Annotated in this window: 24 protein-coding genes; 14 read left to right on the plus strand and 10 right to left on the minus strand. The window is 34.8% G+C overall.

All coding sequences use genetic code 11. The annotated features are described in order from the left end of the window. Position 1 precedes the first annotated feature (1 nt). The 4 genes from ACO05K_RS17555 to ACO05K_RS17570 all read right to left on the minus strand — a co-directional run bounded on the left by ACO05K_RS17555 (position 2) and on the right by ACO05K_RS17570 (position 5,834). Positions 2–3,730, minus strand: a complete 3,729-nt coding sequence (locus ACO05K_RS17555; RefSeq protein ID WP_421945714.1) for an ATP-binding protein — start codon at positions 3,728–3,730, stop codon at positions 2–4. A gap of 88 nt (positions 3,731–3,818) precedes the next feature. Beyond that, complete coding sequence (fabD, locus tag ACO05K_RS17560) at positions 3,819–4,700, minus strand: ACP S-malonyltransferase (protein ID WP_421945715.1); 882 nt, start codon at positions 4,698–4,700, stop codon at positions 3,819–3,821. A gap of 81 nt (positions 4,701–4,781) precedes the next feature. Continuing rightward, positions 4,782–5,417, minus strand: coding sequence for a GTP cyclohydrolase I FolE (folE, locus tag ACO05K_RS17565; protein ID WP_421945716.1), 636 nt, complete (start codon positions 5,415–5,417; stop codon positions 4,782–4,784). Between the two features lie 6 nt (positions 5,418–5,423). Then, entirely contained in the window at positions 5,424–5,834 is a 411-nt protein-coding gene (locus ACO05K_RS17570) for a 6-pyruvoyl trahydropterin synthase family protein (RefSeq protein WP_421945717.1), read from the minus strand. Between the two features lie 130 nt (positions 5,835–5,964). On the opposite strand from ACO05K_RS17570, the gene mqnB reads away from it, so the two are divergent. Together mqnB and ACO05K_RS17580 are read left to right on the plus strand one after the other, a co-directional pair. Beyond that, complete coding sequence (gene mqnB, locus ACO05K_RS17575; protein ID WP_421945718.1) at positions 5,965–6,588, plus strand: futalosine hydrolase; 624 nt, start codon at positions 5,965–5,967, stop codon at positions 6,586–6,588. Between the two features lie 42 nt (positions 6,589–6,630). Beyond that, on the plus strand, positions 6,631–7,464 hold the full coding sequence (locus ACO05K_RS17580) for a menaquinone biosynthesis family protein (protein WP_421945719.1): 834 nt from the start codon (positions 6,631–6,633) through the stop codon (positions 7,462–7,464). A gap of 52 nt (positions 7,465–7,516) precedes the next feature. Here the strand turns inward: ACO05K_RS17580 and ACO05K_RS17585 are convergent, their stop codons facing one another. The 3 genes from ACO05K_RS17585 to ACO05K_RS17595 form a co-directional block, all read right to left on the minus strand. Continuing rightward, positions 7,517–8,212, minus strand: coding sequence for a response regulator transcription factor (locus ACO05K_RS17585; protein WP_421945720.1), 696 nt, complete (start codon positions 8,210–8,212; stop codon positions 7,517–7,519). A 187-nt stretch (positions 8,213–8,399) separates the two neighbouring features. Then, positions 8,400–10,229: a sensor histidine kinase gene (locus ACO05K_RS17590; RefSeq protein WP_421945721.1), complete on the minus strand. Its 1,830-nt coding sequence runs from the start codon at positions 10,227–10,229 to the stop codon at positions 8,400–8,402. 185 nt (positions 10,230–10,414) lie between these two features. Next, positions 10,415–10,783: a DUF3127 domain-containing protein gene (locus ACO05K_RS17595; RefSeq protein WP_421945722.1), complete on the minus strand. Its 369-nt coding sequence runs from the start codon at positions 10,781–10,783 to the stop codon at positions 10,415–10,417. Positions 10,784–10,855: 72 nt separating this feature from the next. Between ACO05K_RS17595 and ACO05K_RS17600 the strand changes: the two genes are divergently transcribed. The 10 genes from ACO05K_RS17600 (at position 10,856) to ACO05K_RS17645 (ending at position 20,401) form a co-directional block, all read left to right on the plus strand. Further along, on the plus strand, positions 10,856–12,034 hold the full coding sequence (locus ACO05K_RS17600) for a THUMP domain-containing class I SAM-dependent RNA methyltransferase (protein WP_421946309.1): 1,179 nt from the start codon (positions 10,856–10,858) through the stop codon (positions 12,032–12,034). A gap of 216 nt (positions 12,035–12,250) precedes the next feature. Continuing rightward, positions 12,251–12,535: a helix-turn-helix domain-containing protein gene (locus ACO05K_RS17605; protein ID WP_421945723.1), complete on the plus strand. Its 285-nt coding sequence runs from the start codon at positions 12,251–12,253 to the stop codon at positions 12,533–12,535. 68 nt (positions 12,536–12,603) lie between these two features. Then, entirely contained in the window at positions 12,604–13,248 is a 645-nt protein-coding gene (locus ACO05K_RS17610) for an HD domain-containing protein (RefSeq protein ID WP_421945724.1), read from the plus strand. 91 nt (positions 13,249–13,339) lie between these two features. Next, a complete protein-coding gene (locus ACO05K_RS17615; protein WP_421945725.1) occupies positions 13,340–13,873 on the plus strand; it encodes a hypothetical protein in 534 nt (177 codons plus the stop codon). Positions 13,874–13,957: 84 nt separating this feature from the next. Next, positions 13,958–15,214: a putative DNA modification/repair radical SAM protein gene (locus ACO05K_RS17620; RefSeq protein ID WP_421945726.1), complete on the plus strand. Its 1,257-nt coding sequence runs from the start codon at positions 13,958–13,960 to the stop codon at positions 15,212–15,214. A 37-nt stretch (positions 15,215–15,251) separates the two neighbouring features. Further along, a complete protein-coding gene (locus ACO05K_RS17625) occupies positions 15,252–16,016 on the plus strand; it encodes a TIGR03915 family putative DNA repair protein (protein WP_421945727.1) in 765 nt (254 codons plus the stop codon). Positions 16,017–16,049: 33 nt separating this feature from the next. Then, positions 16,050–17,075: a sensor histidine kinase gene (locus ACO05K_RS17630; protein ID WP_421945728.1), complete on the plus strand. Its 1,026-nt coding sequence runs from the start codon at positions 16,050–16,052 to the stop codon at positions 17,073–17,075. Between the two features lie 270 nt (positions 17,076–17,345). Beyond that, a complete protein-coding gene (locus tag ACO05K_RS17635; RefSeq protein ID WP_421945729.1) occupies positions 17,346–17,987 on the plus strand; it encodes a DUF47 domain-containing protein in 642 nt (213 codons plus the stop codon). Between the two features lie 12 nt (positions 17,988–17,999). After that, entirely contained in the window at positions 18,000–19,010 is a 1,011-nt protein-coding gene (locus ACO05K_RS17640) for an inorganic phosphate transporter (RefSeq protein WP_421945730.1), read from the plus strand. 371 nt (positions 19,011–19,381) lie between these two features. Next, positions 19,382–20,401 (plus strand): IS110 family transposase, encoded by a 1,020-nt coding sequence (locus ACO05K_RS17645; RefSeq protein WP_421942443.1) that lies wholly within the window; start codon positions 19,382–19,384, stop codon positions 20,399–20,401. 177 nt (positions 20,402–20,578) lie between these two features. Here the strand turns inward: ACO05K_RS17645 and ACO05K_RS17650 are convergent, their stop codons facing one another. The 3 genes from ACO05K_RS17650 to ACO05K_RS17660 form a co-directional block, all read right to left on the minus strand. Then, positions 20,579–21,193, minus strand: coding sequence for an FMN-binding negative transcriptional regulator (locus tag ACO05K_RS17650; RefSeq protein ID WP_421945731.1), 615 nt, complete (start codon positions 21,191–21,193; stop codon positions 20,579–20,581). A gap of 199 nt (positions 21,194–21,392) precedes the next feature. After that, complete coding sequence (locus tag ACO05K_RS17655) at positions 21,393–22,667, minus strand: carboxypeptidase-like regulatory domain-containing protein (RefSeq protein ID WP_421945732.1); 1,275 nt, start codon at positions 22,665–22,667, stop codon at positions 21,393–21,395. Next, positions 22,660–23,238, minus strand: a complete 579-nt coding sequence (locus tag ACO05K_RS17660) for an RNA polymerase sigma factor (protein ID WP_421945733.1) — start codon at positions 23,236–23,238, stop codon at positions 22,660–22,662. Before ACO05K_RS17660 ends, ACO05K_RS17655 begins: the two co-directional genes overlap by 8 nt. Before the next feature lie 411 nt (positions 23,239–23,649). Here ACO05K_RS17660 and ACO05K_RS17665 point away from each other — a divergent pair, with 411 nt between their 5' ends. After that, positions 23,650–24,399, plus strand: a complete 750-nt coding sequence (locus ACO05K_RS17665; RefSeq protein ID WP_421945734.1) for a DUF4197 domain-containing protein — start codon at positions 23,650–23,652, stop codon at positions 24,397–24,399. An 86-nt stretch (positions 24,400–24,485) separates the two neighbouring features. Then, positions 24,486–25,394: a TolB family protein gene (locus tag ACO05K_RS17670; protein WP_421945735.1), complete on the plus strand. Its 909-nt coding sequence runs from the start codon at positions 24,486–24,488 to the stop codon at positions 25,392–25,394. The last annotated feature ends 472 nt before the right edge of the window (positions 25,395–25,866 follow it).

Consider the following 25,866-nt stretch of genomic DNA (forward strand, 5'->3'; position numbering starts at 1 on the left):
TCTAAACCAAAGGGAAACTTAAATAGAAAGTTGTTCCTTTTTCCGCTACTGAAGTGAATGTAATATTCCCTCCTGCATTTTCGATAGCTTGTTTAACAAACGCCAAACCTAATCCAGTTCCCGATGTTTTCGTTGTAAAATTTGGAACGAAGATTTTATCGTGCAATACTGCAGGTATTCCCTTTCCGTTATCTTTTATCTCGATGTAAGCGTTTTTATTATCGTTGTATAACAATACGTTAATGTTGCAAGCTGCATCAGCGTCAATTGCCTCAATTGCATTTTTAAAGAGGTTGTTAAAAGTTCTCAATAATTGATCTCTATCTGCTTGTATGTATGCATTAATTTCATTTTTATTAGTCACAGTTATTTCTACGTTCTCTGCGCTTCTAAATACTTCTCTTGCTTGCTCAATCACAGGTAAAATCGCTGTTTGCTCCAGTTTTGTATCAGGCATTTTAGCAAAATTAGAGAACTCTGATGCGATTTTTGATAGACTTTCAATTTGCTCAATAAAAGATTTACTGAACTTATTAAACTTGAGTTCGAAATTAGGATCTTTTTCTTTCCATGATTTTTCGAGTAACTGAACGCCTAATTTAAGCGGAGTTAACGGGTTTTTAATTTCGTGAGCAACTTGTTTCGCCATTTCTCGCCACGCATTTTCTCTTTCAGAACGGGCAAGTTTAGTCGCACTTTCTTCAAGGGCAGCAATCATGCTATTATATTCTTTAATCAAAGAGCCAATCTCATCATGTCGGCGCCAAACTATTGGTTCATTTTTCTGACCGATTTTTGTACGACTAATGCTCTCTTGAATAAATGTTAACGGGCTGGTAATTTGATTAGCTAGAAAAACAGCAAGTACACCGATAGCAACAAATACTAAAGCATAAATATTAATAAGGTTACTAACAAAAAGTGCTATTTTATCTTTGTATTCGTCTTCGTTAGAGTAATTCGGCAAGCCTATAAACGCAATGGTTTTATTTTGCGCATTCCTGATTGGAGCATAGGCAGCAGCGTAAGTTAAGTTCCCTATTTTTTCCCCTTGATTAATAAATTCGGAGCGTTGTAAACCATTCAAATTTAGAAATGCTTTAGTGCCCATCTTTCTCCCGATGATTTTAAAATTATAGAGTTTGGGGTATGTGGTCATGATAACATTACCCTTGGTGTCATAAAGCGTTAAGTCAGCAGTATTGATGTCGGCAAAGTTGTTAAAGTCTGCAATTGCATTTTCATCCGTTTTGATTTTGCCGTCGTTAAAAACTTGTTTCTCAAAATTCTGCTGAACTTTTCTAATCTTATCCTTTATCAATACATCTTGCTGTCCTCTATATTCTTTATTCATATAGCCGTAAGTAGTCCACCCAACAACAAGTAAAGTTGCAACAACAGTTAGCACAATAGAAACCTGGATACGTGTTTTGTAAAGAATTTTATTTGCATTAATCATTAACGAGCGATTAATACTAAACCAACCTACTTTATCATCATCTAAGTTTTTAATAAGCCAGATTAAACCGTAAAGTATTATGCAGAAAATAATAAAAACAAGGAAGAAGAATGATAGAGCGGCTAAACGTTCTACATAACCAACTTTTTCTTTACTAATTACTACCATTTTGCTAGCGCTAGGCTTAAAAAGTAAATGGCTATAACGTTGGTCATCATCATTTGCAATTACAAAATCATCTTGCTTGCCTTTATATATCTTGCCATTTAAAGGGTAAGTGTAAGCGCCAGATTGATTTAAAAGTTTATCGTTGCTATATAATGCAATAGAATAACCCTTAAATTCTTCGTCTTTATTATATTTCTGGTCTGCAAGTAAATCTGGCAAGCGATTGCTGTAATTATATGGTTTTGAGCGCAACTCAATAATTAATGTACCCACTAAGCTATTTTTACTTACCACAGGGATAATTCCGAAGTAATCCTGATAGCCAAATGTATTGTTAACCTGATAGAAAAAGTTTGAAGCTTCAATTTTAACCGAGCCCGATTCTACCAATCGCTTATATTTTTCTATTGGCTGTGCGTCTGCATTGCTTAAAGCACTTTCGAGTTTGTTGTAATCGTAAATATTATAATCGTAGCGGTTTAAGTATCCATCCAAATAACCTTTTAAATGATTTTTTAAAACTGCAAAATTCGCCTGTCCATTGGTATTGAAATATTTGACTAAGAAATCGTCTTCAAGCAATTGACGTTCTAATTTTCCTAAAGCGATAATTGCATTAGGATCATCAGATGCTTGCACCTTTCGTGCTAAAAGTTCTCGCTCACTTCGTTCTTTAATGTCTTTATACTTGATGTATTTAATCGAAGTATTAAAAGCTAAACAGAAGAACAAAATAGCCAATAATCCTATCGAAAAGTGCTTCTCTTTTATGTAAGATATTTTTGCAACAATAAATAAAACAAGCGCATAAACGATAAAAAATGCAGTGAAATTATTTAGTAAACGATAAATGAATACACCTATAAATCCAACTATAAAAAGTATAATTCGCTCTCTGTTATTTACGTTTAATTGCTTGCTAACCTCTATAGATACAATTGTTATTAAATAGATTTGAAACCACGCCAGACATAAAATAACAATACTTACCCAGCTATTGCCACTTAGCTTCAAGATATTAATAATGTCGAAATTAATTTTTGAGTTATTAATTAGGCCGAAAAATAAATCATCAACAAAAAAGGCTATTGCGCCAATATGAATAAGTAAAATGGCGTGGATAACGATACCAATCCATTTACTGTTTCGTACCCATTGCGGAAATTTATATTGCTCTTTATGATTATAAACGAAAAGGAGCCACCAGGTTGCAGCTAAAACATTCATCAGGAAATCTCCCAGTGATGGCATTAAATCGCTGTTAGCGTAAATTTTTGGATCAAATAATTCTAACGGAAACCGATGGTTAAACCATCCAAAGGACATATCAGTTAAACGACCAGAAACAAAAAAGGCTAGCAGCAATAGACTTGCAAATATTAAATGCCCTTTTCTGGCAATTAACGAGCACAGGGAATTAACGAACATGCAAATGCAGATAATTCCGGCAACGAATAACCATAGCTGGGTATCAGAATAATAATCATCGGCATAGCTGGCTTTAATTTTTAAACTGAATAGAAATACGTTGTCGTTACTTCTAATTGCGTAAGCATCCTTATCGTAGTATGAAGCGAGTGTAATTATCTTAGAATCAGAAAGAAGCGCATCAATATCATTTTTAAAGTATCTGTTTTCTGGAACGGCGTATTGAGATTGGATGGCTATAAGAAAAAGCAGAGTGAAATCACCATCGGTTTTCTTTATAACTTCGTAATAACCATTGGAGAGTTGAAGAACAGATTTTCCTTCTTTGATAAAGGCTGGATTTATATCGGTAACTTTTAGGGTGCTCCAGTATTTTAATTGGTTTTTTTGAAACGTTTGTAGGTTGATGCCGTTATTTCGATAAAATTCTAAAAATTCTAATCCTTCGTTGGCATTTAAATGGAGATTTTCTGCTTGTTTGATTTTTTTCTTATCAGATAAAAACTCATCAACAATATGTTCCTTTAGAGAAAGATTTAACTGAACTTTTTTCGCATCACGCTCTAGAAGTTGGGTTTTCGTAGTAAAACGGTTCAGCGAAATAGATGTGGCAATTAGGCAAAAGCCTAGAATAAGCAGTAGAAATCTTATTTTAACACCAAAGCTCAGTTTCATCTACGGATAAAGATATTAAATATTGATAAAAAATAACGCCATAAACATTAATGCTTATGGCGCCGAATATTAATTATTTACGAGGATTTTAAGCAATGCTTGCACTGCTTGTACTTACCTCACGGCTTACTTTTTTAACTAATCCTTGTAAAACATTACCTGGGCCAACTTCTACAAACTCTGTTACGCCATCTGCCAACATATGTGTTACGGTTTGTGTCCAACGTACCGCACCTGTTAATTGTTTGATTAAGTTTTGTTTTATTTGCTCAGGGTCGGTATATGGTTTAGCATCAACATTTTGATATATCGGGCAAATTGGAGTAGATATTACTGTATTTTCTATCGCCTGCTGAAGTTCGATTTTTGCAGGCTCCATTAATGGAGAATGGAAAGCACCACCCACATTTAGTTTTAAAGCTCTTTTTGCGCCAGCTTCTGTTAGCTTTGCACAAGCAAGGTCAATTCCTTCAATGCTTCCAGAAATTACAAGCTGACCAGGGCAGTTGTAGTTCGCCGGAACAACTACTGCATCTACTTCAGCACATATTTTTTCTACTACATCATCAGCTAAGCCTAAAATTGCAGCCATTGTTGATGGTTGCGCTTCACATGCTTTTTGCATTGCATTAGCACGAGCGATTACTAATCTAAGTCCATCTTCAAAAGATAGTGCATTTGCAGATACCAATGCAGAAAACTCACCTAAAGAGTGGCCAGCAACAACATTTGGTTTAAAATCATCGCCTAAAACCTTTGCTAAAATAACAGAGTGTAAAAATATAGCAGGCTGTGTTACGTTAGTTTGTTTAAGTTCTTCATCAGTTCCGCTAAACATAATATCGCTGATGCGGAAACCGATAATTTCGTTCGCTTTTTCAAATAATGCTGCAGCTGCCGGGTTTTCATAAAGATCTTTACCCATTCCTACAAATTGTGCTCCCTGACCAGGGAAAATATATGCTTTCATAATCGTTTATCCCCAAAGGGAAAATTAAATGTTTTACAAATTATTAATATTTACCATAAGCTTCCAATAAGAAAGTATGGGTTAATCTAAGCTCGCGGTAATTAACCTTAAAAACTCAGCTCTGGTTTTATCATTACTTAAAAAAGTACCTGTAAAAGCAGAAGTTGTAGTAACTGAGTTTTGTTTTTGAACCCCACGCATAGCCATACAAAGGTGCTTACACTCCATTACAACCGCAACACCCATTGGGTTTAAGGTATTTTGGATGCAATCTCTTATCTCATTTGTTAATCTTTCCTGTACTTGTAACCTGCGGGCAAAGGCATCAACAATTCTTGGTATTTTACTTAAGCCAACAATATGTCCGTTTGGAATGTAAGCAATATGTGCTTTACCAAAAAAAGGCAGCATGTGGTGTTCACACATCGAATAAACCTCAATGTCTTTAACTACAACCATTTGGCTGTAATCTTCTTCAAACATTGCCGATTTTAAAATTTCATCAGGTTTTAAATCGTAACCATGTGTTAAATATTGTAAGGCTTTTGCAACTCTTTCTGGCGTTTTTAACAAACCCTCGCGTTCAGGGTTTTCGCCCAGATTAACTAAAATATCTTTATAATGTGTGGCTACAGCTTCAATTTTAGATTCATCGTAACGGTCTATTTTTACATAACCATCTCGCGATTCTCCTTTTAAAATGTCTTTCTTTTCCATTAAGGTTTAACCAAAGTATTCAACAAAATTATTTTCAGTTTCGTAAATTTTAACGCAATGCAAAATAGCGCCTGCCTCAGTAATTGGTGCTAAAAGTTGCTCCCAAATTGCAATGGCTAAATTTTCTGTCGATGCAAGTTTGTCTTTCATAAAATCTACATCAAGATTTAAGTTTTTATGGTCAACCTTATCCACAACGTAAGTATTCATTACATCTTTAAGCCACTTCAAATCTACCAAAAAGCCTGTTTCAGGATTTACCTCGCCCTTAACGGTAACATAAAGCCAGTAATTATGTCCATGCCAGTTTGGGTTTGCGCATTTGCCATAAACCTCAGCATTTTTATCAGCATCCCAGTCTGGTCTGGCTAATTTATGAGCCGCGTTAAACGATGCTTTTCTTGTTATATAGATCATTGTTCAAAAATAAAATGCAAATATACGTATTACCCGAAAGGCGAACGAATTATAGAAGATGTAAAATGAACTGTGAACTTATCCGTTTTTTATACGGCACATTCAATGTGCTTTATTTAACTTTAAACCTATGAAAACACTTGTTGTAGCTGCCACTAAAGCAGAACTTGCCTTCTTATATCAACACTTTAGTTTACAGGAGGGCGATTTTATCGAAGAAAAAAAATTCGATGTTCTGATTACCGGTGTTGGAATGGTTGCTACGGCTTTTTCATTGGGGAGACATTTATCAGCCAAGTATAACCTGGTTTTAAATTTAGGTATTGCCGGATGTTTTGACCGAAACATAGAACTTGGAAAAGTGGTTAACATTACTCAAGATACTTTTGCCGAACTTGGTGCTGAAGATGGTGATAATTTTTTAACCATTACCGATTTAGGTTTTGGCGAAAGCACTTATAAAAGCAAAAACAATATAAATACCGATTTATTGCAAGTTTCGGGTATCACAGTTAACCGTGTTAGCGGAAACGATAAAAACATAAAAAATTTACTAAAGCGATTGAATCCATCAACAGAAAGTATGGAAGGTGCCGCCGTTTTATATGCTTGCCAACAAGAAAAAATTGATTGTTTACAGGTTAGAAGCATTTCCAATTATGTTGAACCAAGAAATAAAGACAAATGGAAAATTGGTTTGGCAATTAAAAATTTAAATGATTGGGCTATTTCTTTTATTGGAGATATGAATTGATTATGACTGACTAATGCAGCATAGTTTTATAATTTTGAAACCATGAAGCTTACACTCGGTTTTTCGCCCTGCCCAAATGATACATTTATTTTCGATGCGTTAATTCATCATAAAATTGATACTGAAGGTTTAGAATTTGAGGTTTATTTTGATGACGTAGAAACACTAAATCAAAAGGCTTTAAAAGGCGAATTAGATATTACGAAGTTAAGTTTTCATGCCTTTGCATATGTTGCCCATCAATACGCCTTGCTTGATGCGGGTAGCGCCTTAGGCTTTGGAGTTGGTCCGTTACTTATCAGCAAAGAAAAATTTGATGATGATTTATCTGCCGATTTACAAGTTGGTATACCTGGCAAGTACACTACAGCAAATTTCTTGTTGGGAATTGCATATCCTCATTTGCAAAACAAAAAGGTTATGGTTTTCTCAGAAATTGAAGCCGCTTTGTTAAACAAAGAAATTGATTTAGGCTTAATTATCCACGAAAACAGATTTACTTATCAGGATAAAGGCTTAAATAAGATTGTTGATTTGGGCGATTACTGGGAGAAATTAACCGGATGTGCTATTCCGCTTGGTGGAATAGTAATTAACAGAAACCTTGATAAAGAAGTTCAGCTAAAAGTAAACAGGTTAATTCGAAAATCAGTTGAGTATGCTTTTGCAAATCCAAAATCGTGTATAGAATTTATTCGCCAGCATGCACAAGAAATGGACGAAGCGGTAATGTATAAACACATAGAACTTTATGTGAATAAATATAGTATTGATTTAGGCGAGGAGGGAAGAAAGGCCGTTAACACTTTATTTAACCTTGCTCAGGAACGAAATCTGATTCCGGTAGTATCGGCTGATTTATACGTTTTGCAATAATTTATATGTTTTAAGCTTTAATTGTTAAAGCTTAAAACATTTCTTGTAAAGTTTAGCTCACTAAAAGCTTGTAACCTTTACCGTGAACATTTATAATTTCTACAGAAGAATCGTCACGTAAATACTTTCTAAGTTTACTCAAGAAAACATCCATGCTTCTACCGTTGAAGTAATTATCATCATGCCAAATGGTAAGTAATGCTTCTTCGCGAGTTAAAACTGCATTCTTCTTCAAGCACAATAACCGCAACAACTCTGCTTCTTTTGTAGAAAGCTTTTGTATTTGATCATCATGTGTAATAATCTGTGTTGTATAATCGAAATTGTATTTACCAATTGAGAACTGACTTTCTACAGTTTCTTCGGTATTACCAACTTTATTGGCAACCCGTTTAAACATTGCATTAATACGCAATAATAATTCTTCGATGCGGAATGGCTTTGTAATGTAATCATCACCACCTAAATCGTAAGCGGCAGATTTATCTTCGAGCATTGTTTTCGCGGTAGCAAAAATAATCGGAACCTGAGCATTAACCTTCCTGATGTCTTTCCCTAAAGTAAAACCATCTTTTTTAGGCATCATCACATCTAAAATACATAAATCGAAACCCTGCTTATTAAATGCTCTTAGTCCTTCATCTCCGTCGGTACATAAAACAACATCAAATTTTCCTTTTAATTGCAAATAATCTTGCAACAAAAGGCCAAGATTTGGATCGTCTTCTACCAGAAGTATTTTTTTCATTTTATTTATTTTATTTGAGTAAACGCTGTTTTTAGAGTAAACGCTACTTAAGGTTTGAGTGGAATTCTGCATAACGGTTTAATTCAAATTATAATAGTTAAATTAATTAACAGCTATATTACAGAATAAATGCCTGCAAAATTTTAATGTATCGACAAAGACTGCTTTTGTGCCGATAGTTAAAATATCAATTTATATACGGTAAAATTATTTCGAAAGTTGTTCCCTTATCCTTTTCACTATTCACCTTTATTGTTCCGTTAAGCTTTTTAACAATATCCTGCACATAGTTTAAACCAAGCCCGAAACCTTTTACATCATGCAAGTTACCAGTTGGAACTCTATAAAATTGATCGAAAATACGCTTCGTATGTTCTTTGTTCATTCCAATGCCTTTATCGGCAATTTCTATAACCAAATTTTTACCTACGTTCCGTGTATTTATAGTTATTTCAGGAATTTCTTTACTGTATTTGTTTGCATTATCAATCAAGTTGTAAAGTACATTCGAAAGGTGGAGTTCATCGCCAAAAACAGTTGCATGTTCGGCATCTGTGTTAACGGTTAAAATTGCGTTTTTCTTTTGGAGTTGAAGCCCCATGCTATCTAAAACAATCATAACCAAATCGTTCATGTCAACTTCGGTATTTTCCATTTTAAGTTCGCCTTTTTCCAGTCGGGCGATACTTAAAACACGTTCTATATGGCTTCCTAAACGTACATTTTCATCATAGATGATGTTTGCCAGGCGTTTTAATCGAGACTTATCTTCCGTTACTTCGGGGTCTTTTAGCGCTTCACTGGCAATCATAATAGTAGCAACAGGCGTTTTAAACTCATGCGTCATATTATTAATGAAGTCTGTCTTCATCTCCGATATTTTTTTCTGTTTTAGAATAGCATAAAGCGTATAACTAAAAATGAAAACCAGAACCAATAACAAGCCAACAGAAGAGGCCAGTGTTACACTTAAATTGCCAATAATTGCAGAGTTTTTATCAGGAAAGGTAACCTCTAAAATCCCTGGGTCGCGAAATAGATCATTGCCAAAAAGCGTAGTTCTGTAAGTGTTTTTTGGTAAAAAATCTCTGCTAGAGTTCGATGCTTGGAGATATAGAATAGAGTCTTTTTCTGCCAGTTTAATTCTGAAATTATAGTCTTGCGTAATGCTATGGTTTAAAAATTCCTGTTTCAAACGCTTATCAAGAGAAGTAAAGTTGATGCGTTGGTTTAAAGGAATGTTTTTCTCCGTCATTTCCTTCGCAACATCTTCTAGCAGGTTATATCCGTTTTTGAAAGAGATTGTATCTTTTCCTAAGGCTGAGATTTTATAATTTAACTGGCGCTTTGCGATAGCATCTTCTCGTTTAAATTTCTTTTCTAAATCATCAGAGATTTTCGGTAGGGTAACAAACAATGGTTTACCTGTGCTGGGTTCAAAAACCTGATATCTGATTGTGTCAGGTAAGGTTTGTGCATTTCTGAAATCGAAGGTTTTAGTATTGCTGGTATAAGGTTTCGAACGTAAACTTAAGCCTCTGAGCGCATAGTTTTTTATGTCAATGAAAGCTTCCATTTGCAAATCCAACTTTGCACCTCCTCCTGGTGATAAAGAAACAAATTCAACCTCCGAAATTACTTTTGGTGAAGAAAAACGATTTCTAATCAAACTATCTTGCTGGTTAAGATAATTTTCAATCTCATTTTCCCGCTCTGCCTGCCTTATTTCTGATGCCTCAGCAAATTGTTGTTTTAAGTCCTTAATGTCAAGCTCACGCTGCCTTTTATCTTGACTGCGCTTAACCTTGTTCTCGATGTCTTTTCTGCTAATTCGGTCTGCAGCATTTAACCTTTGAACTTTATTTACTACCGAAGTTAAGGTTTGGTTTACCTGCTCATCGAAAAGTTGCGATTTTAGGTTATACGCTTCCCTGATGTAATACAATTGCATTACAAATACACCAAGCAAAGCTACTGTCATTAAAACAGTAATTACCCAAAAACCTCTTTTCTTCATTTAGTTGTGTGTGGGAATTAGAAGATTAGGAAACGATATTTAAAACCTTTTCAAATTCAAAAATAACTAATAACGTAGCTAAGTTCTTGTTTTTAACATATTTTAACAGAGGATTATAAACAAAAAATGCCGAGACTAAAGCCTCGGCATGGTTCAAAATTGTTTGCTTAAAAAAGATTCTTTATTTAGAAAGGCAAATCATCGTCTTCGCCTGTTGTATTGCTCACATCAACCGGAGCTGCATATGCAGGAGCCGCTGTTGCTGGTGCGCCAGCTGCAATTGCGTTAATACGCCAGATTACAAGGCTATTAAAGTAAGATGTTTTACCTGATTTATCTGTCCACGGACGACCACGTAAATTAAAGAAAACCTCAACCTCATCGCCAGCTTTAAAAGTGTCTAATAATCCTGTTTTATCTTGCAAAGCCTCAAAACGGATATATTCCGGATATGTTGGATTTTCTGCATACTCCACTATTAAATCACGTTTTTTAAACGTTTCACTTACTTGCTGCGTGGCACCCACTTCGTGTACTTTTCCCTTAATTTCCATATTAAATACTACTTTATTGTACTATAAAGATCAAATCTCTATAATTTTATTGATAACTTCGCATATAATATGATGCAAGTTTTCCACAATAAAAGCAAGGTTATAATTACCTGCAATAAACGCCTTTCTCCCTATTTGCAAGAAGAAGTTTTGGCTTTAGGTTATACTATTGAAAGAGCCTTTTCAACAGGTGTTGAACTTAATATTACCCTAACGGAATGTATTAAGCTTAACCTGAATTTGCGATGCGCAAGTCAGATTTTATATTCAATTAAAGCCTTTAAAGCCATAACGCCTGATGATTTGTATGAACAAATTAAGGCGATTGAGTGGGAAGAATTGATAGATTTTACCGGATATTTTTCTGTAACATCAAACGTTGATAATCCAAATATTACAACGCCACTTTTTGCTAATTTAAAGGTTAAAGATGCGATTGTAGATCGACTAAAAGAATTAAAAGGAATCAGACCAAATTCTGGTTCTGACGCTAATAAAACAGTTGTTCATTTGTATTGGAAAGATGCAGAAGCTGATGTTTTCTTAGATACATCGGGCGAAACACTTGCAAAACATGGTTATCGTAAAATTCCTGGAAAGGCACCAATGTTAGAAGCATTAGCTTCAGGTGTAATTTATGCTACCCAATGGGATAAAAAATCGCCATTCATAAATCCAATGTGTGGTTCTGGAACATTAGCTATCGAAGCTGCTTTAATTGCAACTAACCGTGCTCCAGGCTTATACCGCATGAATTATGGTTTTATGCATATTATTGGTTATAATGAAGAAGTGTTTTTTGCAGAGCGCAGATTGTTAAAGGATCAGGTTATTAAAAATGCTGATATTAAAATTATCGCTTCTGATATTTCTGAAGATGCAGTAGAAGTTACCAGAAGAAATGCCAAAACTGCGGGTGTAGATACGCTCATCGATTTTCAGGTTTGCGATTTCGAACTAACTCCAGTTCCAGAAGGTGGAAAAGGTGCGGTAGTTTTTAATCCGGAATATGGCGAACGCTTGGGTGTACATAGCAAGCTCGAATCAACATATAAAAGAATGGGCGATTATATGAAGCAGCATTGTAAAGGTTACTCTGGTTACATTTTTACTGGAAACCCTGATTTGGCTAAAAAAATAGGACTTAAGGCTTCTAAAAAAGTGGAGTTTTATAATGGCAAGCTCGATTGCAGGTTGTTAGAGTACGAATTGTACGATGGTACAAGAAGGATAAATCCGCTAGAAGATTAAATTCAAATAACCTCTTGATTAGGTTTAGGTAAATTTTTCTTAAAAAATTGTAGTATTTGTTTTATTTTATTTTTTAAATTGTAAAAAATATATCGACAAAACATGTGTTTCAATAACTTGGAAGCTGCTTTTCTGTAAAATGCAGTTTTTTAAGATCCTTTTTGGAACAATTTTCGTTTATATGCGTATTAGATAATAAAAAAAATCCTCACCCCTATGGAAGATCAGATGGCTTTGAAGACGAAAAATGTTGCAGGGAACATTAGAAAAATCAGAGAATACAGAGATTATACTCAAGATTACCTTGCTGCAAAATTAAAGATTTCGCAAAACGCATATAGTAAAATTGAACTTGGTTACAGTAAATTAACAATAGAAAGGTTATTTCAAATTTCTGCAATTTTAGATATAGAGGTTACTCAATTACTAACTTTAGACCACGCAGAGTTAATTAAAAATATTTCTTCCGAAAATCAAATGGAAGCCGTTGGAACAAAATAAATGTGCTTTAATTTGAAATATTAACCATTCGGTTTTTCTTTCAACTCTAAATTCTGATACCTTTGGGCATGCAGAATTATATAGAAAAAACAATAAATTTCGTTAAAAAAACCCTTGAAAATGCTGAAGCTGGTCACGATTGGTTTCACATCGAAAGGGTTTTTAAAACTGCCCTTAATATCAATAAAATTGAAAAGGGCGATGAATTAATTGTGTCTTTCGCTGCGCTTCTGCATGATATTGCCGATCCAAAATTTAATAATGGCGATGAAGAACTCGGGCCTAATGTTGCCTCAGATTTTCTGAAATCTATAAATGTAAATGAACACATTATTAATGAGGTAAAGTTGATTATTCAAAATATGTCGTTTAAAAACAGTTTTGATAAAGCAGGTTACACCTCTAAAGAAATGAATATTGTACAAGATGCGGATAGACTTGATGCAATTGGAGCTATCGGTATTGCAAGAGCTTTTACTTATGGAGGTTTCAAAAATCGCGTTTTATATGATCCTGAAATAAAACCCGAACAACATCTATCTAAAGAAAGTTACAAAAATACAACTGCGCCAACCATTAATCATTTTTACGAAAAGCTTTTGTTATTAAAAGATATGATGAATACCGAAAGAGGGAAAGCAATAGCTGAAAAGCGTCATAATTTTATGCTTAGTTACCTAGAGCAATTCTACTCGGAGTGGGAGGGGAATTAATCAAAAGGTAAAAATACCCTTTTAAAATACCTCTTATTGGGTATGTTTTGGTAAAATGATTAACGCTAAATTTATATAAATTTTTAGCGCCGTGAAAAATCTCATCCTAAACTACCATAAAAATATCTTGCTGTTGTGTTTTATAATAGCAATTCCATTGTTAGGTACATTGTTGCTGCTAATTACCTTACTTTCTTTACCAAAAGAATCTTTTGGTGTTTTAACTGTTAGCTCAATTGTAACTTCGATATTTTTAATGGCGATAGTTTTATATTGGGCAATTAATAAAGAAATAAATATTCCTTGCAAGGTAGATGTAACTGAAAACGGAATTGGTTATAGATTTCTGAAAAGAAGCTTATTCTATCAGCGTAAAGATTTCTACTCGGGATGGGAAAACGTTATAGGAATATCAGAGATATTTTGCAATGCAACAGGTAAATATTTTTACCGATTAAAATTTAAAAATCCGAATATCACAGTTAATTTAAGTCCAATACAAGAGAAGGATGCTGAAGCAGACTATTTATTCTCTGAATTGGAATACTATCAAAATACATATTTAATCAGCGAAGCAAAAAGAACCTACCATAAACGTTCTGCTCAAAAATTAGCTCAAGCTTAATATTCCCAAATAGCGTTAGATTTACATCTTAATTTACTAATATATTTAGCTTTTTAAGCTATATTTGTTAGTAAATTTTTGTGTATGCCTGATAGAATTCGTGAAAAGTTGAGCATTCTTGCTGATGCAGCAAAGTATGATGTTTCTTGCTCATCGAGTGGAAGTAATAGAAAGAATGATAATAAAGGATTAGGAAATGGCCATACTTCTGGAATTTGCCATACTTATACAGAAGATGGTCGATGTGTTTCGCTTTTAAAAATTTTATTAACCAATCATTGTATTTACGATTGTTTGTTTTGCGTATCTCGAAAAAGCAATGATATAAAACGAGCAGCCTTCACGGTAGATGAAGTTGTGGATTTAACCATGAATTTTTACCGCAGAAATTATATTGAAGGGCTGTTTTTGAGTTCTGGAATTTTCAAAAATGCCGATTTTACCATGGAACGTTTGCTTTTAGTTTGCAAGAAACTTCGATTGGAACAAAAATATAACGGCTACATTCATTTAAAAACAATTCCCGGAGCAAGTGAAGAATTAATTAGAGAGGCCGGATTATATGCAGACAGGATGAGCATTAATTTGGAAATGCCGACTGAAGCTGGTTTGAAGCTTCTCGCCCCAGAAAAAAATCACGAAGATGTTATAAAACCGCTTGATTTTGTGAACAAGCAAATGATACAGCTAACCGAAGAAAAAAAGTTAATAAAACATACGCCAAAATTTGTTCCGGCGGGGCAAAGTACTCAAATGGTTATTGGTGCAACGCCCGAAAGTGATAAAGACATTATGTACACCGCCAATGCTTTTTATAAAAACTTTGCGCTTAAAAGGGTTTATTATTCTGGCTACGTTCCAATTAGTAATGATACTAGGATGCCAGTTTTGGGCACTCAGCCACCATTATTGAGAGAAAACCGACTTTATCAAACAGATTGGCTCATGCGCTTTTATGGCTTTAAAGTTCAGGAAATTCTTAATGATGCAAATCCAAATCTTGATGTAGATATAGATCCGAAATTGAGCTGGGCAATTCGGAATATGCAGCATTTTCCGGTTGATATTAATACTGCTGATTATAAAATGATTTTACGAATTCCTGGTATAGGAGTTATGTCGGCTCAGAAAATTGTTCAGGCACGTAAATTTGGTAAATTAAGAATTGATCAACTTAAAAAAATTGGAGTTTCTTACAACCGGGCCAAACATTTTATTGTTTGTGCAGATTCTCCCTATCAATTGAGAGATTATCAAGGAACACAAATTAAAGCCTTTATTTTAGCTGAAAGCCAGAGTAAATATTTAAAAACAGATAATAATCAAATGCTTTTGTTTTAGGGCTCTTGCCACGGAAACACAGAAAACACGGAATTGAATGACTTACATTTTTGATGGTTCTTTAGCTGGGCTTTTAACGGCAGTTTTCGATTGGTTTGAGCATAAACCTGGAAAAGTTACATTGAAATCTATTTCGCTGTTTCAGCCAGAAGCTTTTGCAGAAAGCTTTACGGTTATTACCGATTCAGAAAAATCGGACAGAGTTTGGGCGGGTTTGCAAAAAAAGGTAAAGAAAGATTGGTTGCGGAAATTTTATTGCAGCTATTTATCTGAGCTTCCGGAAGCTTATAATCACCTTTTTTACTTCGCAATTTATATCTTTCAAAATGAAAGTGGTGCTGAAAATAACTATGGAAATGAACACGTAATTGCTTTAGCAAAATATGCAAAAAGTGTAGAGCGGGAAAAACATAGAATGGAAGCTTTTATCCGTTTTCAAAAAACCGGAGATGGAATGTTTTACGCAGGCATAGACCCTGACTTTAATGTATTGCCGCTAATTTCCAATCATTTTAAAAACCGCTACGCCGACCAGCAATGGATAATTTATGATTTGAAGCGGAAGTGCGGTTTGCATTATAATTTAAACACGGTTGAAGAAATTACAATTTCGTTTGAAAAAAATGTAAATAAAGCTAACCCGGCAAGTATTTTAATGGATGAAAAAGAAGAGCTTTATTCCGTTTTATGGAAAGATTATTTTAATAGTACAAATATTGTAGCACGAAAAAATACCAAGCTCCATATACAGCATGTGCCAAAGCGTTACTGGAAATATTTAACCGAAAAGCAATTGAGTTAATATTCTATTAACACAAAAATCCTAAATTGCAGCATGAAATTAAGTGTGCTGGTTTTATTTACTGCCCTTGCCGTAGCGTTGTCTATTGGCATGGTAAACTTTTACTTTCAGCACAGCTGGTATTATCTGGCAATTTCTTTTGGCGTTTCTTTTTTAAGCAGTTTCTTAGTTTTCTACTATTTGTTAGAAAAGTACATTTACACTAAAATCAAACTGATATATAAGCTTATTCATAATCTGAAATTAGGCAAAGATTTAAAAGATGCGCTTGGAGAATATGTAAGTTCTGACCCAATAAACGATGTTGAACAGGAAGTAAAGGAATGGGCAGGAGCTAAGAAAAAGGAAATAGATTTGCTTAAAAAGCAAGAGCAATTTAGAAGAGAATTTCTTTCAAATGTTTCTCACGAATTTAAAACGCCTCTTTTTGCGATACAAGGTTATATAGAAACATTGCAAGATTGTATTGTTGATGATCCCGATCAGGCTGTTTTGTTTTTAAAGAAAGCTGAAAACAATGTTGAGCGTTTAAGTTATTTAATTAACGATTTAGATGCAATTGCTAAACTCGAAACTGGTGAAGCACCTATAAATTATCAGAAATTTGATTTTGTGCAGCTTGCTAAAGAGGTTATGGAAAACCTTGAAGACCGTGCAAAAAGAAAGAATATTAAGCTTTTCTTTAAAGATAAATATACAGCGTTAACATCCGTTTCTGCCGATAGAGAAAAGATTCGTCAGGTTTTAATTAATTTAATGGTTAACAGCATTAAATATGGTATTGATGGAGGCGAAACAGCAATTAAAATTTTCGAACTTCATGATCAGTTTTTAATTGAAGTAACGGATAACGGAATTGGAATTGAAGAAAAACATTTGTTGCGTTTGTTCGAAAGATTTTATCGTATCGATTCACACCGTTCTCGAGAAGTTGGCGGAACGGGATTAGGTCTGGCAATTGTAAAGCATATTCTTGAGGCTCACCAGCAAACTATTTCGGTTAGAAGTACACCCGGAATTGGTACAACCTTTGCATTTACCTTGCAGAAAGTTGGCTAAGCAATGGTTATTAACGATTTGGTTTTTCCCTAAGAACGATTAGCTTAAGTTTTTAAACCCGATATAAGCGGCAGCCCGGAAATGCAATGAGGCTACAGCGAGACTACCATTTCAAATGGAATACTGACTTTCATTTTCTAAAACTTAGAATATAGTTGATGTAAAACAGACTATGCACTAGTACACAGCAAGATAATTCGTTAATATAATTGGCAACTTAACATTAAGTTAACATTGGGCTCGTAGCTTTGCAGCATATTAAAAATTAACATGAACAATATTTTTAAGTTCTTTACCCCTCAAGACAAAAAATTTCACCCTCTATTTGAGCAAGCTGGAAGCAATGCGTTGAAAATAGCTGAGGCACTTTTAGAAATGGTTAGTACGGGAGATCCGGAAAGCAGAAAATCTATTTTTAAAGAAATTGAGCGTTTAGAGCACGTTGGTGATGATATTACACACTCAATTTTCTTAGAGTTAAGTAGAAACTTTATTACACCGTTTGATAGAGAAGACATTCACCAACTGGCAACTGCTGTTGATGATGTAGCTGATTACATTTACGGTACAGCCAATAGAATGCAGATGTATAACATGAATGCTATTAGCGAACCGATTGTTAAAATTGCTGAGCTTTTGGTAGAAATGTGTACCGATATTGATAAAGCAATTAAAGAATTACGCAGTTTCAAAAACATACGTGTTATTGCTGATGCTTGTATTCGTATTAACAGTGGCGAAAACCAAGCTGATTATGTATTTACTTTAGCGGTTGCCCGTTTATTTGAATACGAAACAAATGCAATTGAATTAATTAAACAAAAAGAGGTTTTACAAACGATAGAAAAAGCAACAGACAAATGCGAAGATGTAGCAAATGTGCTTGAAACTATCTTAGTTAAAAACGCTTAATCAAACAAAAACATGGTAACTACCTTATTGGTTGTTGTTGTAATTCTAGCTATTGCTTTCGATTACATAAATGGTTTCCACGATGCCGCTAACTCGATTGCAACTGTTGTTTCTACAAAAGTTCTAACACCTTTTCAAGCCGTTTTATGGGCAGCATTATTTAATTTTGCCGCTTACTTTTATTTTACCGACCATAAAGTTGCCAATACAGTTGCTAAAACTGTAATAGAAAACTACATCACCTTAGAAGTTATTCTTGCCGGCTTAGTTGCCGCAATTATCTGGAATCTTTTAACGTGGTGGTACGGTATTCCTTCAAGTTCTTCGCATACGTTAATTGGTGGTTTTGCCGGTGCAGGTATGACACATGCCTTGCTTACAGGCGCTAGTCCGATTGATGCTGTAAACATGGGTTACGTTGTTAAAATCGTATCTTTTATTGTGTTAGCACCGATAATTGGTATGGTAATTTCGATTATTTTAACATTAATCATCATCAACATTTGCCGCTATGCAAAACCTGCCACTGCCGAGAAATGGTTTAAACGTTTGCAGTTGTTATCATCTGCAGCTTTAAGTTTTTTCCACGGAGGTAACGATGCGCAAAAAGTTATGGGTATTATAGCTACAGCATTAATTGCGGCTAAAGTTATTCCAGATTTTGATTCGATGCCTGCATGGGTTCCTATTGCCTGTTACTCTGCAATTTCATTGGGTACAATGAGTGGTGGATGGAAAATTGTGAAAACAATGGGTTCTAAAATAACAAAGGTAACCTCATTAGAAGGTGTTGCGGCAGAAGGTGCTGGAGCAATTACTTTAGGTATAACCGAGCATTTTGGTATCCCGGTTTCAACTACGCACACCATTACAGGTTCGATTGTGGGTGTGGGTGTTGTAAAAAGTGTTTCAGCAGTACGTTGGGGTGTAACCATCAACTTAATTTGGGCATGGATTTTAACCATCCCGGTTTCTGCGACGCTTGCAGCTATTATTTATGCAGCAATTTATTATTTAAAATAAAATACTCAAAAATCATTCTTATTAAAGACTAAGGCAAATTGCTTTAGTCTTTTTTCGTTTATAAGAGATTTGGAAAGCAAAGGCAGAAGCTTTTCGCCAACAGCAGCCCCGCTTTTCGTTGCAATTTTTTTGTTATTGTCCTTTAGATTTGCAGTGGTCTAAAATGATTGAATTGATTTATATTTAACAAGTTACCTAAATCGGTAGCGGCTCATTAAGCGTTGTCAAGGTTAGATACCTATAGACTGATATAATCCGCTACCGATTTTCCCTTAGTGACCAGATAACAATTAGGGCATTACCCATTATTAAGGACTTGGATCGATGGGGTAAAACTTAGGTAATTGCTACAAATTTAAAGAATAAATAATATGATTAATACAAATTTCTTTATTGGGATTGATGTATCAAAGCCCTACTTTGATGCTTCTTTAATGACTGTTATCAGTCATGTAAAACAAGCTATCCAAAGCGCCCGGTTTGAGAATACAGCTTCTGGGATAAAGACATTTGAGAAATGGCTTAAATTTCATAAGGTCACCTTTAATCCAGACACTCTGGTGGTGATTGAAAATACAGGGATCTATCACCGGCTAATCTGGTCATTCTGCAGTAACAAACACGTACCAATTCATATTGGTAATGCAGCCCATATTAAATGGAGTTTTGGGATAGCTAGAGGAAAGAATGATAAGATAGATAGTGTCCGTTTATGCAAGTATGCCTTTAAGGAATCTGATACATTAAAGGCCACAGAAGCCTTAGATCCACAGTTATTGCATTTAAAAGATTTCATATCTGCCAGAACAAAATTACTCAAGCAGGCTACAGGACTTAGCGTTTCAATTAAAGAGCTAGGTAATGTAAATGAAAAATCACATCAGAAACTAATTGAGAAAGCACTTAAATCTGCTATTGATGGAATAGCAAAATCGATTAAAAATATTGAAGAACAAATCCGCAAAATTATTAAAGAAAACAGCGCCTTTCAACGAAACTATAACCTGTTGACCGGTATACCAGGGATCGGACATGTCACCGCGGTTTACCTGATTGGTTGTACAGCGAATTTTGCCAGCAACCCAAGTGGAAAGCAATTGGCATGCTATGCAGGAGTCGCTCCGTTCGAGCACTCGAGCGGGATTAGTGTAAAAGGTAAAACCAGGGTACATAGGATGGCAAACAAAGACCTTAAAAAACTACTACATCTATGCGCATTATCAGTTATCCAACATAATATGGAATTCAAGAACTACTACCAAAGGAAAAAGGATGAAGGTAAGCATAGCATGAGTATACTTAATGCAGTGAGAAATAAAATAACGCTAAGAATAGCAGCTGTAATTAAAACACAACAACCTTATAAAAGCAATTATAATATAGCAGCCTAATTTGCAAAAGTCATAACAATCAGTCTGAGCTCGTCGAAGACCTGCAACAAAAAGTATTTTCACTACAATCGGGTTTAAAATGATTGTAGGTAATTCTTTGGAAAATCTTACTGTACAAAGCATTTTCAAAAACTAAGTACAATAAAAAATTTTGCTTCCTTTGGTAAAATAATTTATCTACAATTCACCCCTCATTTCTTTTGCCACCTCTTGCGCTGAAACATCATCACTTTTTTCTAAATATTCAACAATTTTAGCTTTATTGTGCTCAGAATGATTTTGGCTCATTTTAAAAACGTGGTCAATATTGGTAACTAAAATTTCAAAACCTGTAATTGCTTTTAAATGCTTTCTAATATAATCCTCGCTCATTTTGTTAAAAGCTGCGGGGCTACTTTCTGGGTTTTCGTATTTATCTGTTAAATCTTTTATAACATTATACGTTTCTTCAGAATTTAAAAGTTTTATGGTTCCTTTAGCTTGTACCGTTTTATAATTCCAGGTAGATGCTGAAGCTGGTTCTGTATAAACAGAGGCACTTATGTAAGCATGAGCGCCGGTAAAAATTGCAAGTACATTTTGATTTTGCGCAAAAGCTTCACAATGGTCGGTTTTAGTCATAATGTGACCAATCAATTTTATTGATGTTCCATCTACAACAGTTTTAACAGGAATTTGCGTAGCTACCGGAAAATTGCCATCATAACCAATTAAAGTTACAAAGGTATTCTTGTGCATAAATTCAAGAACTTCTTCTTGATTATCTGCTGTGAAATATGGGAGTTTGTACATAGAATTACTAATTTATTTAACTACAGAGTAAAGGAGTTTTTACGGAATAAACAAAGAATTTATGTTGTTAACTCAAATTTTCTCTGTGTATATTTCTCAGTGTACTCGGTGGTTAATATCATCTAAAATAGATAGCTTGCTTAGTAAAACTTAGCGTACTTTGCGAAAAACTTTGCGCCTTTGCGGTTAAATCTTTAAACTAAAACTTAATGCTAAGCTCAACAGTATTTGTTCCTTTTTTAGGTAATACCCAATCTGGACCAGCTGAAACAAGCCGTTTTGCTTCTGCATCAGCGTTTTTATTTAAAGATTTAATAACCTTAATATTTGATGGACGGCCGTTACTTTTTACTTTAAAGCTTAGGATAACAAATTGCTCGGGCCCTTTTGGGTTGTAAAACTTATTGTTACTTTCTAAGTATTGTGTATAATTAACGGTCGATACCGGAATGGGCTTATTAACTTCTGCGGTATTTTTATCCAAATTCTCAACAGCTTTCAGCACAATTTTAGGTGTAGGTATTGGAGTTTTTTGACCTTTAGAACGTGTTATCATCGCAATCTCATTTAAAGAACGATTTCCACTTAAAGCCAAACGTATGGCTTCAGGATCTGTAGTAACTGCTTTATCGTCAAAGCCCTGCGCTTTCACTAATATTTCTTTGTTTTTATCAGTGCTATCAACCGGAAGCGTGAAAAATCCTCTGGAGTTTGTACTGGTAACTGCCTTTGTTCCGGCAACTTTAATAACAGCACCAGGTACAGGTTGTCCACTTTGCGAAATCACATTACCGCTGTAAACTAAACCGCTGTTAGAGAGCGAGTTTGTAGAATAAGCAACAGCATCTTTGTTTGCGGCAGGCTCAGCACGGTTAATAACAGCATCACGTAAAATTACCGCACTTTCTTCTTTAACTGGCATATTCTCAGCAACCGCCGCAGATACAGTAGCATTTTTCGGCGCAGAAGGTACCTTCATATTTTTCGCTAAATCTCCAGATTTCGAATCAGCGATTGCTTTATCTATTACTGCACTTTTCACGCCATCGCTAGCAGTTGTTTCAGCTTCCTTTTCTTTAGCTGCTGCTAAATCAGATTTTGGCAACACCTCTACAACTACACCATTAGATTTTCTGGCCGCAATTTCAGCGTTTTTACGACTGGTTTCACGCATAAAGAATAAAATGCTTACTGCAATAAAAGCAACCGTAGCTGTTGCCGCAATACTTAAACGTTGTGTGGTAATGCCCCACATTTTTCGCCTAATTGGTTTTTGGGCAACCCTATCGTAAAGTTGTTTTTGAAGTATAGAAAGTGTTTGCTTGCGTTTTGGCGATTGTTTAAGCCCTTCTAAAGCTTCAGCCACGAAAGGATCTTCCAAAGCCTGGCGTTCTACAAAGTGCATACCTTTAGCATCAAGCTTACCATCAAGGTAATCCTCAAGTACATCAATATCTAACCAATCGTTATTCACTACTATTTTTCTCTATACAAATCTTTAAATTCCGCTTTCCGTTTTGAATATAACTTTTAACCTTCAGCATATCGTAACCCGTAATATCGGCTACTTCTTTATAGCATTTCTCTTGTAAATAAAATAAATCTACGCTTTTCCGCTGTTCTTCAGGCAATGTTTCCATGCACTTTTCCATTATGGTAAGCTGTGTTTCTTTTGTATCGTCAATATCCAGATGCACAAACTCAGTGTTTTCCACAAAATTTTCATCGATAGAAACATTATTTTGCTTAGAAGATTTTCTAAGTGCCATTAAGCAATGGTTTCGAGTAAGTACATGCAGCCAACTTTTAAAGTTCTGAACCTCATGCACCCTGAGTTTACTTACAAGTTCCTCAAAAATTTGCATAACCGCGTCTTTGCTCAACTCCTCATCCTTAAAATAATTAAGGCAAACCCCAAAAACCAAGTGCATATATTTATTATACAGCGAACCCAAAGAATCTAAATTGCCAGTATTTTTATACTCGGCAATTAATTCTGCATCTTCTTTCTGGTTATTTCCAGCTGTATTTTTTATAAACTTCAAAAAATTGGGTAGCTAAGGCAAATTATCATTCAAGTATAAAAAATATTTTCCAGTGCGGTACTATAAAATGATTAGGACTTGTTTTTTGAAAAGCAAAACCAGCACATTTTTGGTCGCCACAGTCCCGCTTTTTGTTGCAATCTTTTTGTGAATGGTAGTACTAAATATTGTCCCGCTGAGTTTATCGAAGCGTCTGCAAATATTAACCGAATCCTTCGACAAGCTCAGGATGACAGTGCATCAAAAGTATTTCCACTGCAATCGGGTTTATATAACGCAGGTTTGTGCAAGAAACTTCAGTTGCATAACGCCCTAAAGATTTAACATTTCATTTTTACACAAAGCCTTATCTTTGAATGCCGATAAAATTTATGGCAGTTGTTTTGCATAGCAAAACTAAACACACACAAAATGAAAAAAATTAATATTCTATCTGCATCCCTAGCATTAATATTATTTACAAACCTGAATGCCAATGCTCAGTTTAAATTAAGCGACATTTTTAAGAAAGTAACAGAAAAAACGACTACAACAGGTACACCATCTACCTTAGAAATTGGACAGGGAATTAAAGAAGCCTTACAAATTGGAGTTTCTGCCGGTGCCGACAGACTTTCGGTTAAAGATGGATTTCTTGGTAATCTAGCTGTTAAAATCTTAATGCCACCCGAAGCGCAAAAGGTTGAGAGAACACTGAGAGGAATCGGGTTAAATAAACTCTGCGACAATGTAATTACGAGTTTAAATAGAGCTGCAGAAGATGCAGCAACAGAAGCTAAACCAATATTTGTTTCTGCAATTAAACAAATGACCTTAACTGATGCAACAAATATCCTTTTAGGAAATAAAGATGCTGCAACTGAATACTTTAAGAGAACAACTACAGCTCAATTGATGCAAAAGTTTAGTCCGATAGTTACGACCAGTTTAAACAAAGTTGAAGCAACTAAATATTACAGCGACTTAACCACACAATATAATAGATTGCCATTGGTAAAACCTGTAAACACTAATTTAACGGAATATGTAACGCAAAAAGCGATTGATGGTTTGTTTTTAGAAGTAGCTAAAGAAGAATTAAAAATCAGAGATAATTTCAGCTCACGTAGCTCTACCTTATTGCAAAAAGTTTTCGGCTACGCCGATAAGAAAAAGAGTTAAGTCTTATTAAAATCATAAAAACAATTAGATTCAGGTTTCAAAAGCGCCTGAATCTTTTTGTTTAAAAACTATTTGTAAAATTGTGCATGACTAAAATTTCGGGCAAATTAGCGACACTTTTAATTCCGTGTGTAGCCATTATTATTTCTTGCAGCAACAATAAAACTACTGAAGAAAATTCAAAAGCTATCTTGGATACGGTTTCTTTAAGCAACAAAAACTTCGCTTTAGCTTATCAGGATGAAAATAAAATTGTAGCAACAAGTATTGATACAATGAAACAAATTTCTTTTGGTGGCGCAACTAATCCGGCAATTTCCCCTGATGGGAATAAATTAGCTTATACGGTTACGGATAGCGCCGGACACAGAAGTGTTTGGGTTGCAGATATGGAAAATAAAAGCCAATTGCAATTGCTGGCAAATAGTGGTAATTATTATCAAGCCATGTGGTCGCCAAGTGGAAACGTTTTAGCCTTTAGTATTTTTAGTGCAAAAAATATATGGAAAATTGGTGTTGTTAAACCGGATAATACTGGCCTAACGGTTTTAGATAGTGCATCGAAAATTAATGTTTTTTCGCCAACCTGGAAAAATGAGCAAGAATTAATTGGGCATGATTTGGCTAATCTATACACTTTTGATATTTCTGGAAAATTGAAAAACTCCCAGCCAATTGCTGCATTAATAGGAAATGATTTCGCTATAGCAAGTAGTAATCGCTTTTTTTATACAAGTGATGGGAAGGGGCTTGTTTTTAATGCAAATAACAAAACGGGTGAAGCGGTTTATATTTTAGATTTAGCAAGTAAAAAAGTAGATAGAATTTCGCCTGAAGGAATGAATGTTCCTTACATTTTTGTAACAGCAGATGATAGAATTTTTTACAGCGGAGCTGAAAAATCTTCGAACAATAAAATTTATGTTTCTGATTTAGATGGTAATAGTAAATTGTTGGTTAACAAAGGAACTTATCCGACTGGTGCTTTGAAGTAAACACTTCATTTGTCTTGGCCAGACGGGCTTTTTTCTTTTGGCATCAAAAGAAACAAAAATGTCGGCTTAAAATTATTCATTGGCTTTTATTTTTTTATTGGTATTCATGAGGGCTTCGCCGTTTTTGTATTTAAGTAAGTGGTTGGGCTTTATTGTGCTTCCCCAATCCCGTACGTACGGGATGTTAGGCCGATTTAAGTAAAACGGGGACTAAGTGGTTCGGCCTAGCCAAAAGGCAATTTAAAGTTCATTACTCCCTAAGTTGAGTGTGCGATTTGCAACCTAAGTTTCTTTCACAAGCCAAAGTTTCTTAAACCTGATTGCAATGGAAATACTTTTTGGTGCACTGTCATCCTGAGCTTGTCGAAGGATTCGGTTAATACTTGCTGACGCTTCGATAAACTCAGCGTGACAATATTGGGTACTACCATTCACAAAAAGATTGTAATGAAAAGCAGGGCTGAATTTCGCC

The organism is Pedobacter sp., assembly GCF_965227205.1.
Lineage (GTDB): Bacteria > Bacteroidota > Bacteroidia > Sphingobacteriales > Sphingobacteriaceae > Pedobacter.

Bases quoted from the DNA above. Each gene is read 5' to 3' on its own strand.
- ACO05K_RS17600 (WP_421946309.1), top strand. From the start codon at position 10,856: ATGCAAGTTTTCCACAATAAAAGCAAGGTTATAATTACCTGCAATAAA.
- ACO05K_RS17650 (WP_421945731.1), bottom strand. From the start codon at position 21,193: ATGTACAAACTCCCATATTTCACAGCAGATAATCAAGAAGAAGTTCTT.
- folE (WP_421945716.1), bottom strand. From the start codon at position 5,417: ATGGAAAAGAAAGACATTTTAAAAGGAGAATCGCGAGATGGTTATGTA.
- fabD (WP_421945715.1), bottom strand. From the start codon at position 4,700: ATGAAAGCATATATTTTCCCTGGTCAGGGAGCACAATTTGTAGGAATG.
- ACO05K_RS17625 (WP_421945727.1), top strand. From the start codon at position 15,252: ATGACTTACATTTTTGATGGTTCTTTAGCTGGGCTTTTAACGGCAGTT.
- ACO05K_RS17645 (WP_421942443.1), top strand. From the start codon at position 19,382: ATGATTAATACAAATTTCTTTATTGGGATTGATGTATCAAAGCCCTAC.
- ACO05K_RS17570 (WP_421945717.1), bottom strand. From the start codon at position 5,834: ATGATCTATATAACAAGAAAAGCATCGTTTAACGCGGCTCATAAATTA.
- ACO05K_RS17605 (WP_421945723.1), top strand. From the start codon at position 12,251: ATGGAAGATCAGATGGCTTTGAAGACGAAAAATGTTGCAGGGAACATT.
- ACO05K_RS17590 (WP_421945721.1), bottom strand. From the start codon at position 10,229: ATGAAGAAAAGAGGTTTTTGGGTAATTACTGTTTTAATGACAGTAGCT.
- ACO05K_RS17630 (WP_421945728.1), top strand. From the start codon at position 16,050: ATGAAATTAAGTGTGCTGGTTTTATTTACTGCCCTTGCCGTAGCGTTG.
- ACO05K_RS17635 (WP_421945729.1), top strand. From the start codon at position 17,346: ATGAACAATATTTTTAAGTTCTTTACCCCTCAAGACAAAAAATTTCAC.
- mqnB (WP_421945718.1), top strand. From the start codon at position 5,965: ATGAAAACACTTGTTGTAGCTGCCACTAAAGCAGAACTTGCCTTCTTA.
- ACO05K_RS17665 (WP_421945734.1), top strand. From the start codon at position 23,650: ATGAAAAAAATTAATATTCTATCTGCATCCCTAGCATTAATATTATTT.
- ACO05K_RS17555 (WP_421945714.1), bottom strand. From the start codon at position 3,730: ATGAAACTGAGCTTTGGTGTTAAAATAAGATTTCTACTGCTTATTCTA.
- ACO05K_RS17610 (WP_421945724.1), top strand. From the start codon at position 12,604: ATGCAGAATTATATAGAAAAAACAATAAATTTCGTTAAAAAAACCCTT.
- ACO05K_RS17585 (WP_421945720.1), bottom strand. From the start codon at position 8,212: ATGAAAAAAATACTTCTGGTAGAAGACGATCCAAATCTTGGCCTTTTG.
- ACO05K_RS17595 (WP_421945722.1), bottom strand. From the start codon at position 10,783: ATGGAAATTAAGGGAAAAGTACACGAAGTGGGTGCCACGCAGCAAGTA.
- ACO05K_RS17640 (WP_421945730.1), top strand. From the start codon at position 18,000: ATGGTAACTACCTTATTGGTTGTTGTTGTAATTCTAGCTATTGCTTTC.
- ACO05K_RS17620 (WP_421945726.1), top strand. From the start codon at position 13,958: ATGCCTGATAGAATTCGTGAAAAGTTGAGCATTCTTGCTGATGCAGCA.
- ACO05K_RS17670 (WP_421945735.1), top strand. From the start codon at position 24,486: ATGACTAAAATTTCGGGCAAATTAGCGACACTTTTAATTCCGTGTGTA.
- ACO05K_RS17580 (WP_421945719.1), top strand. From the start codon at position 6,631: ATGAAGCTTACACTCGGTTTTTCGCCCTGCCCAAATGATACATTTATT.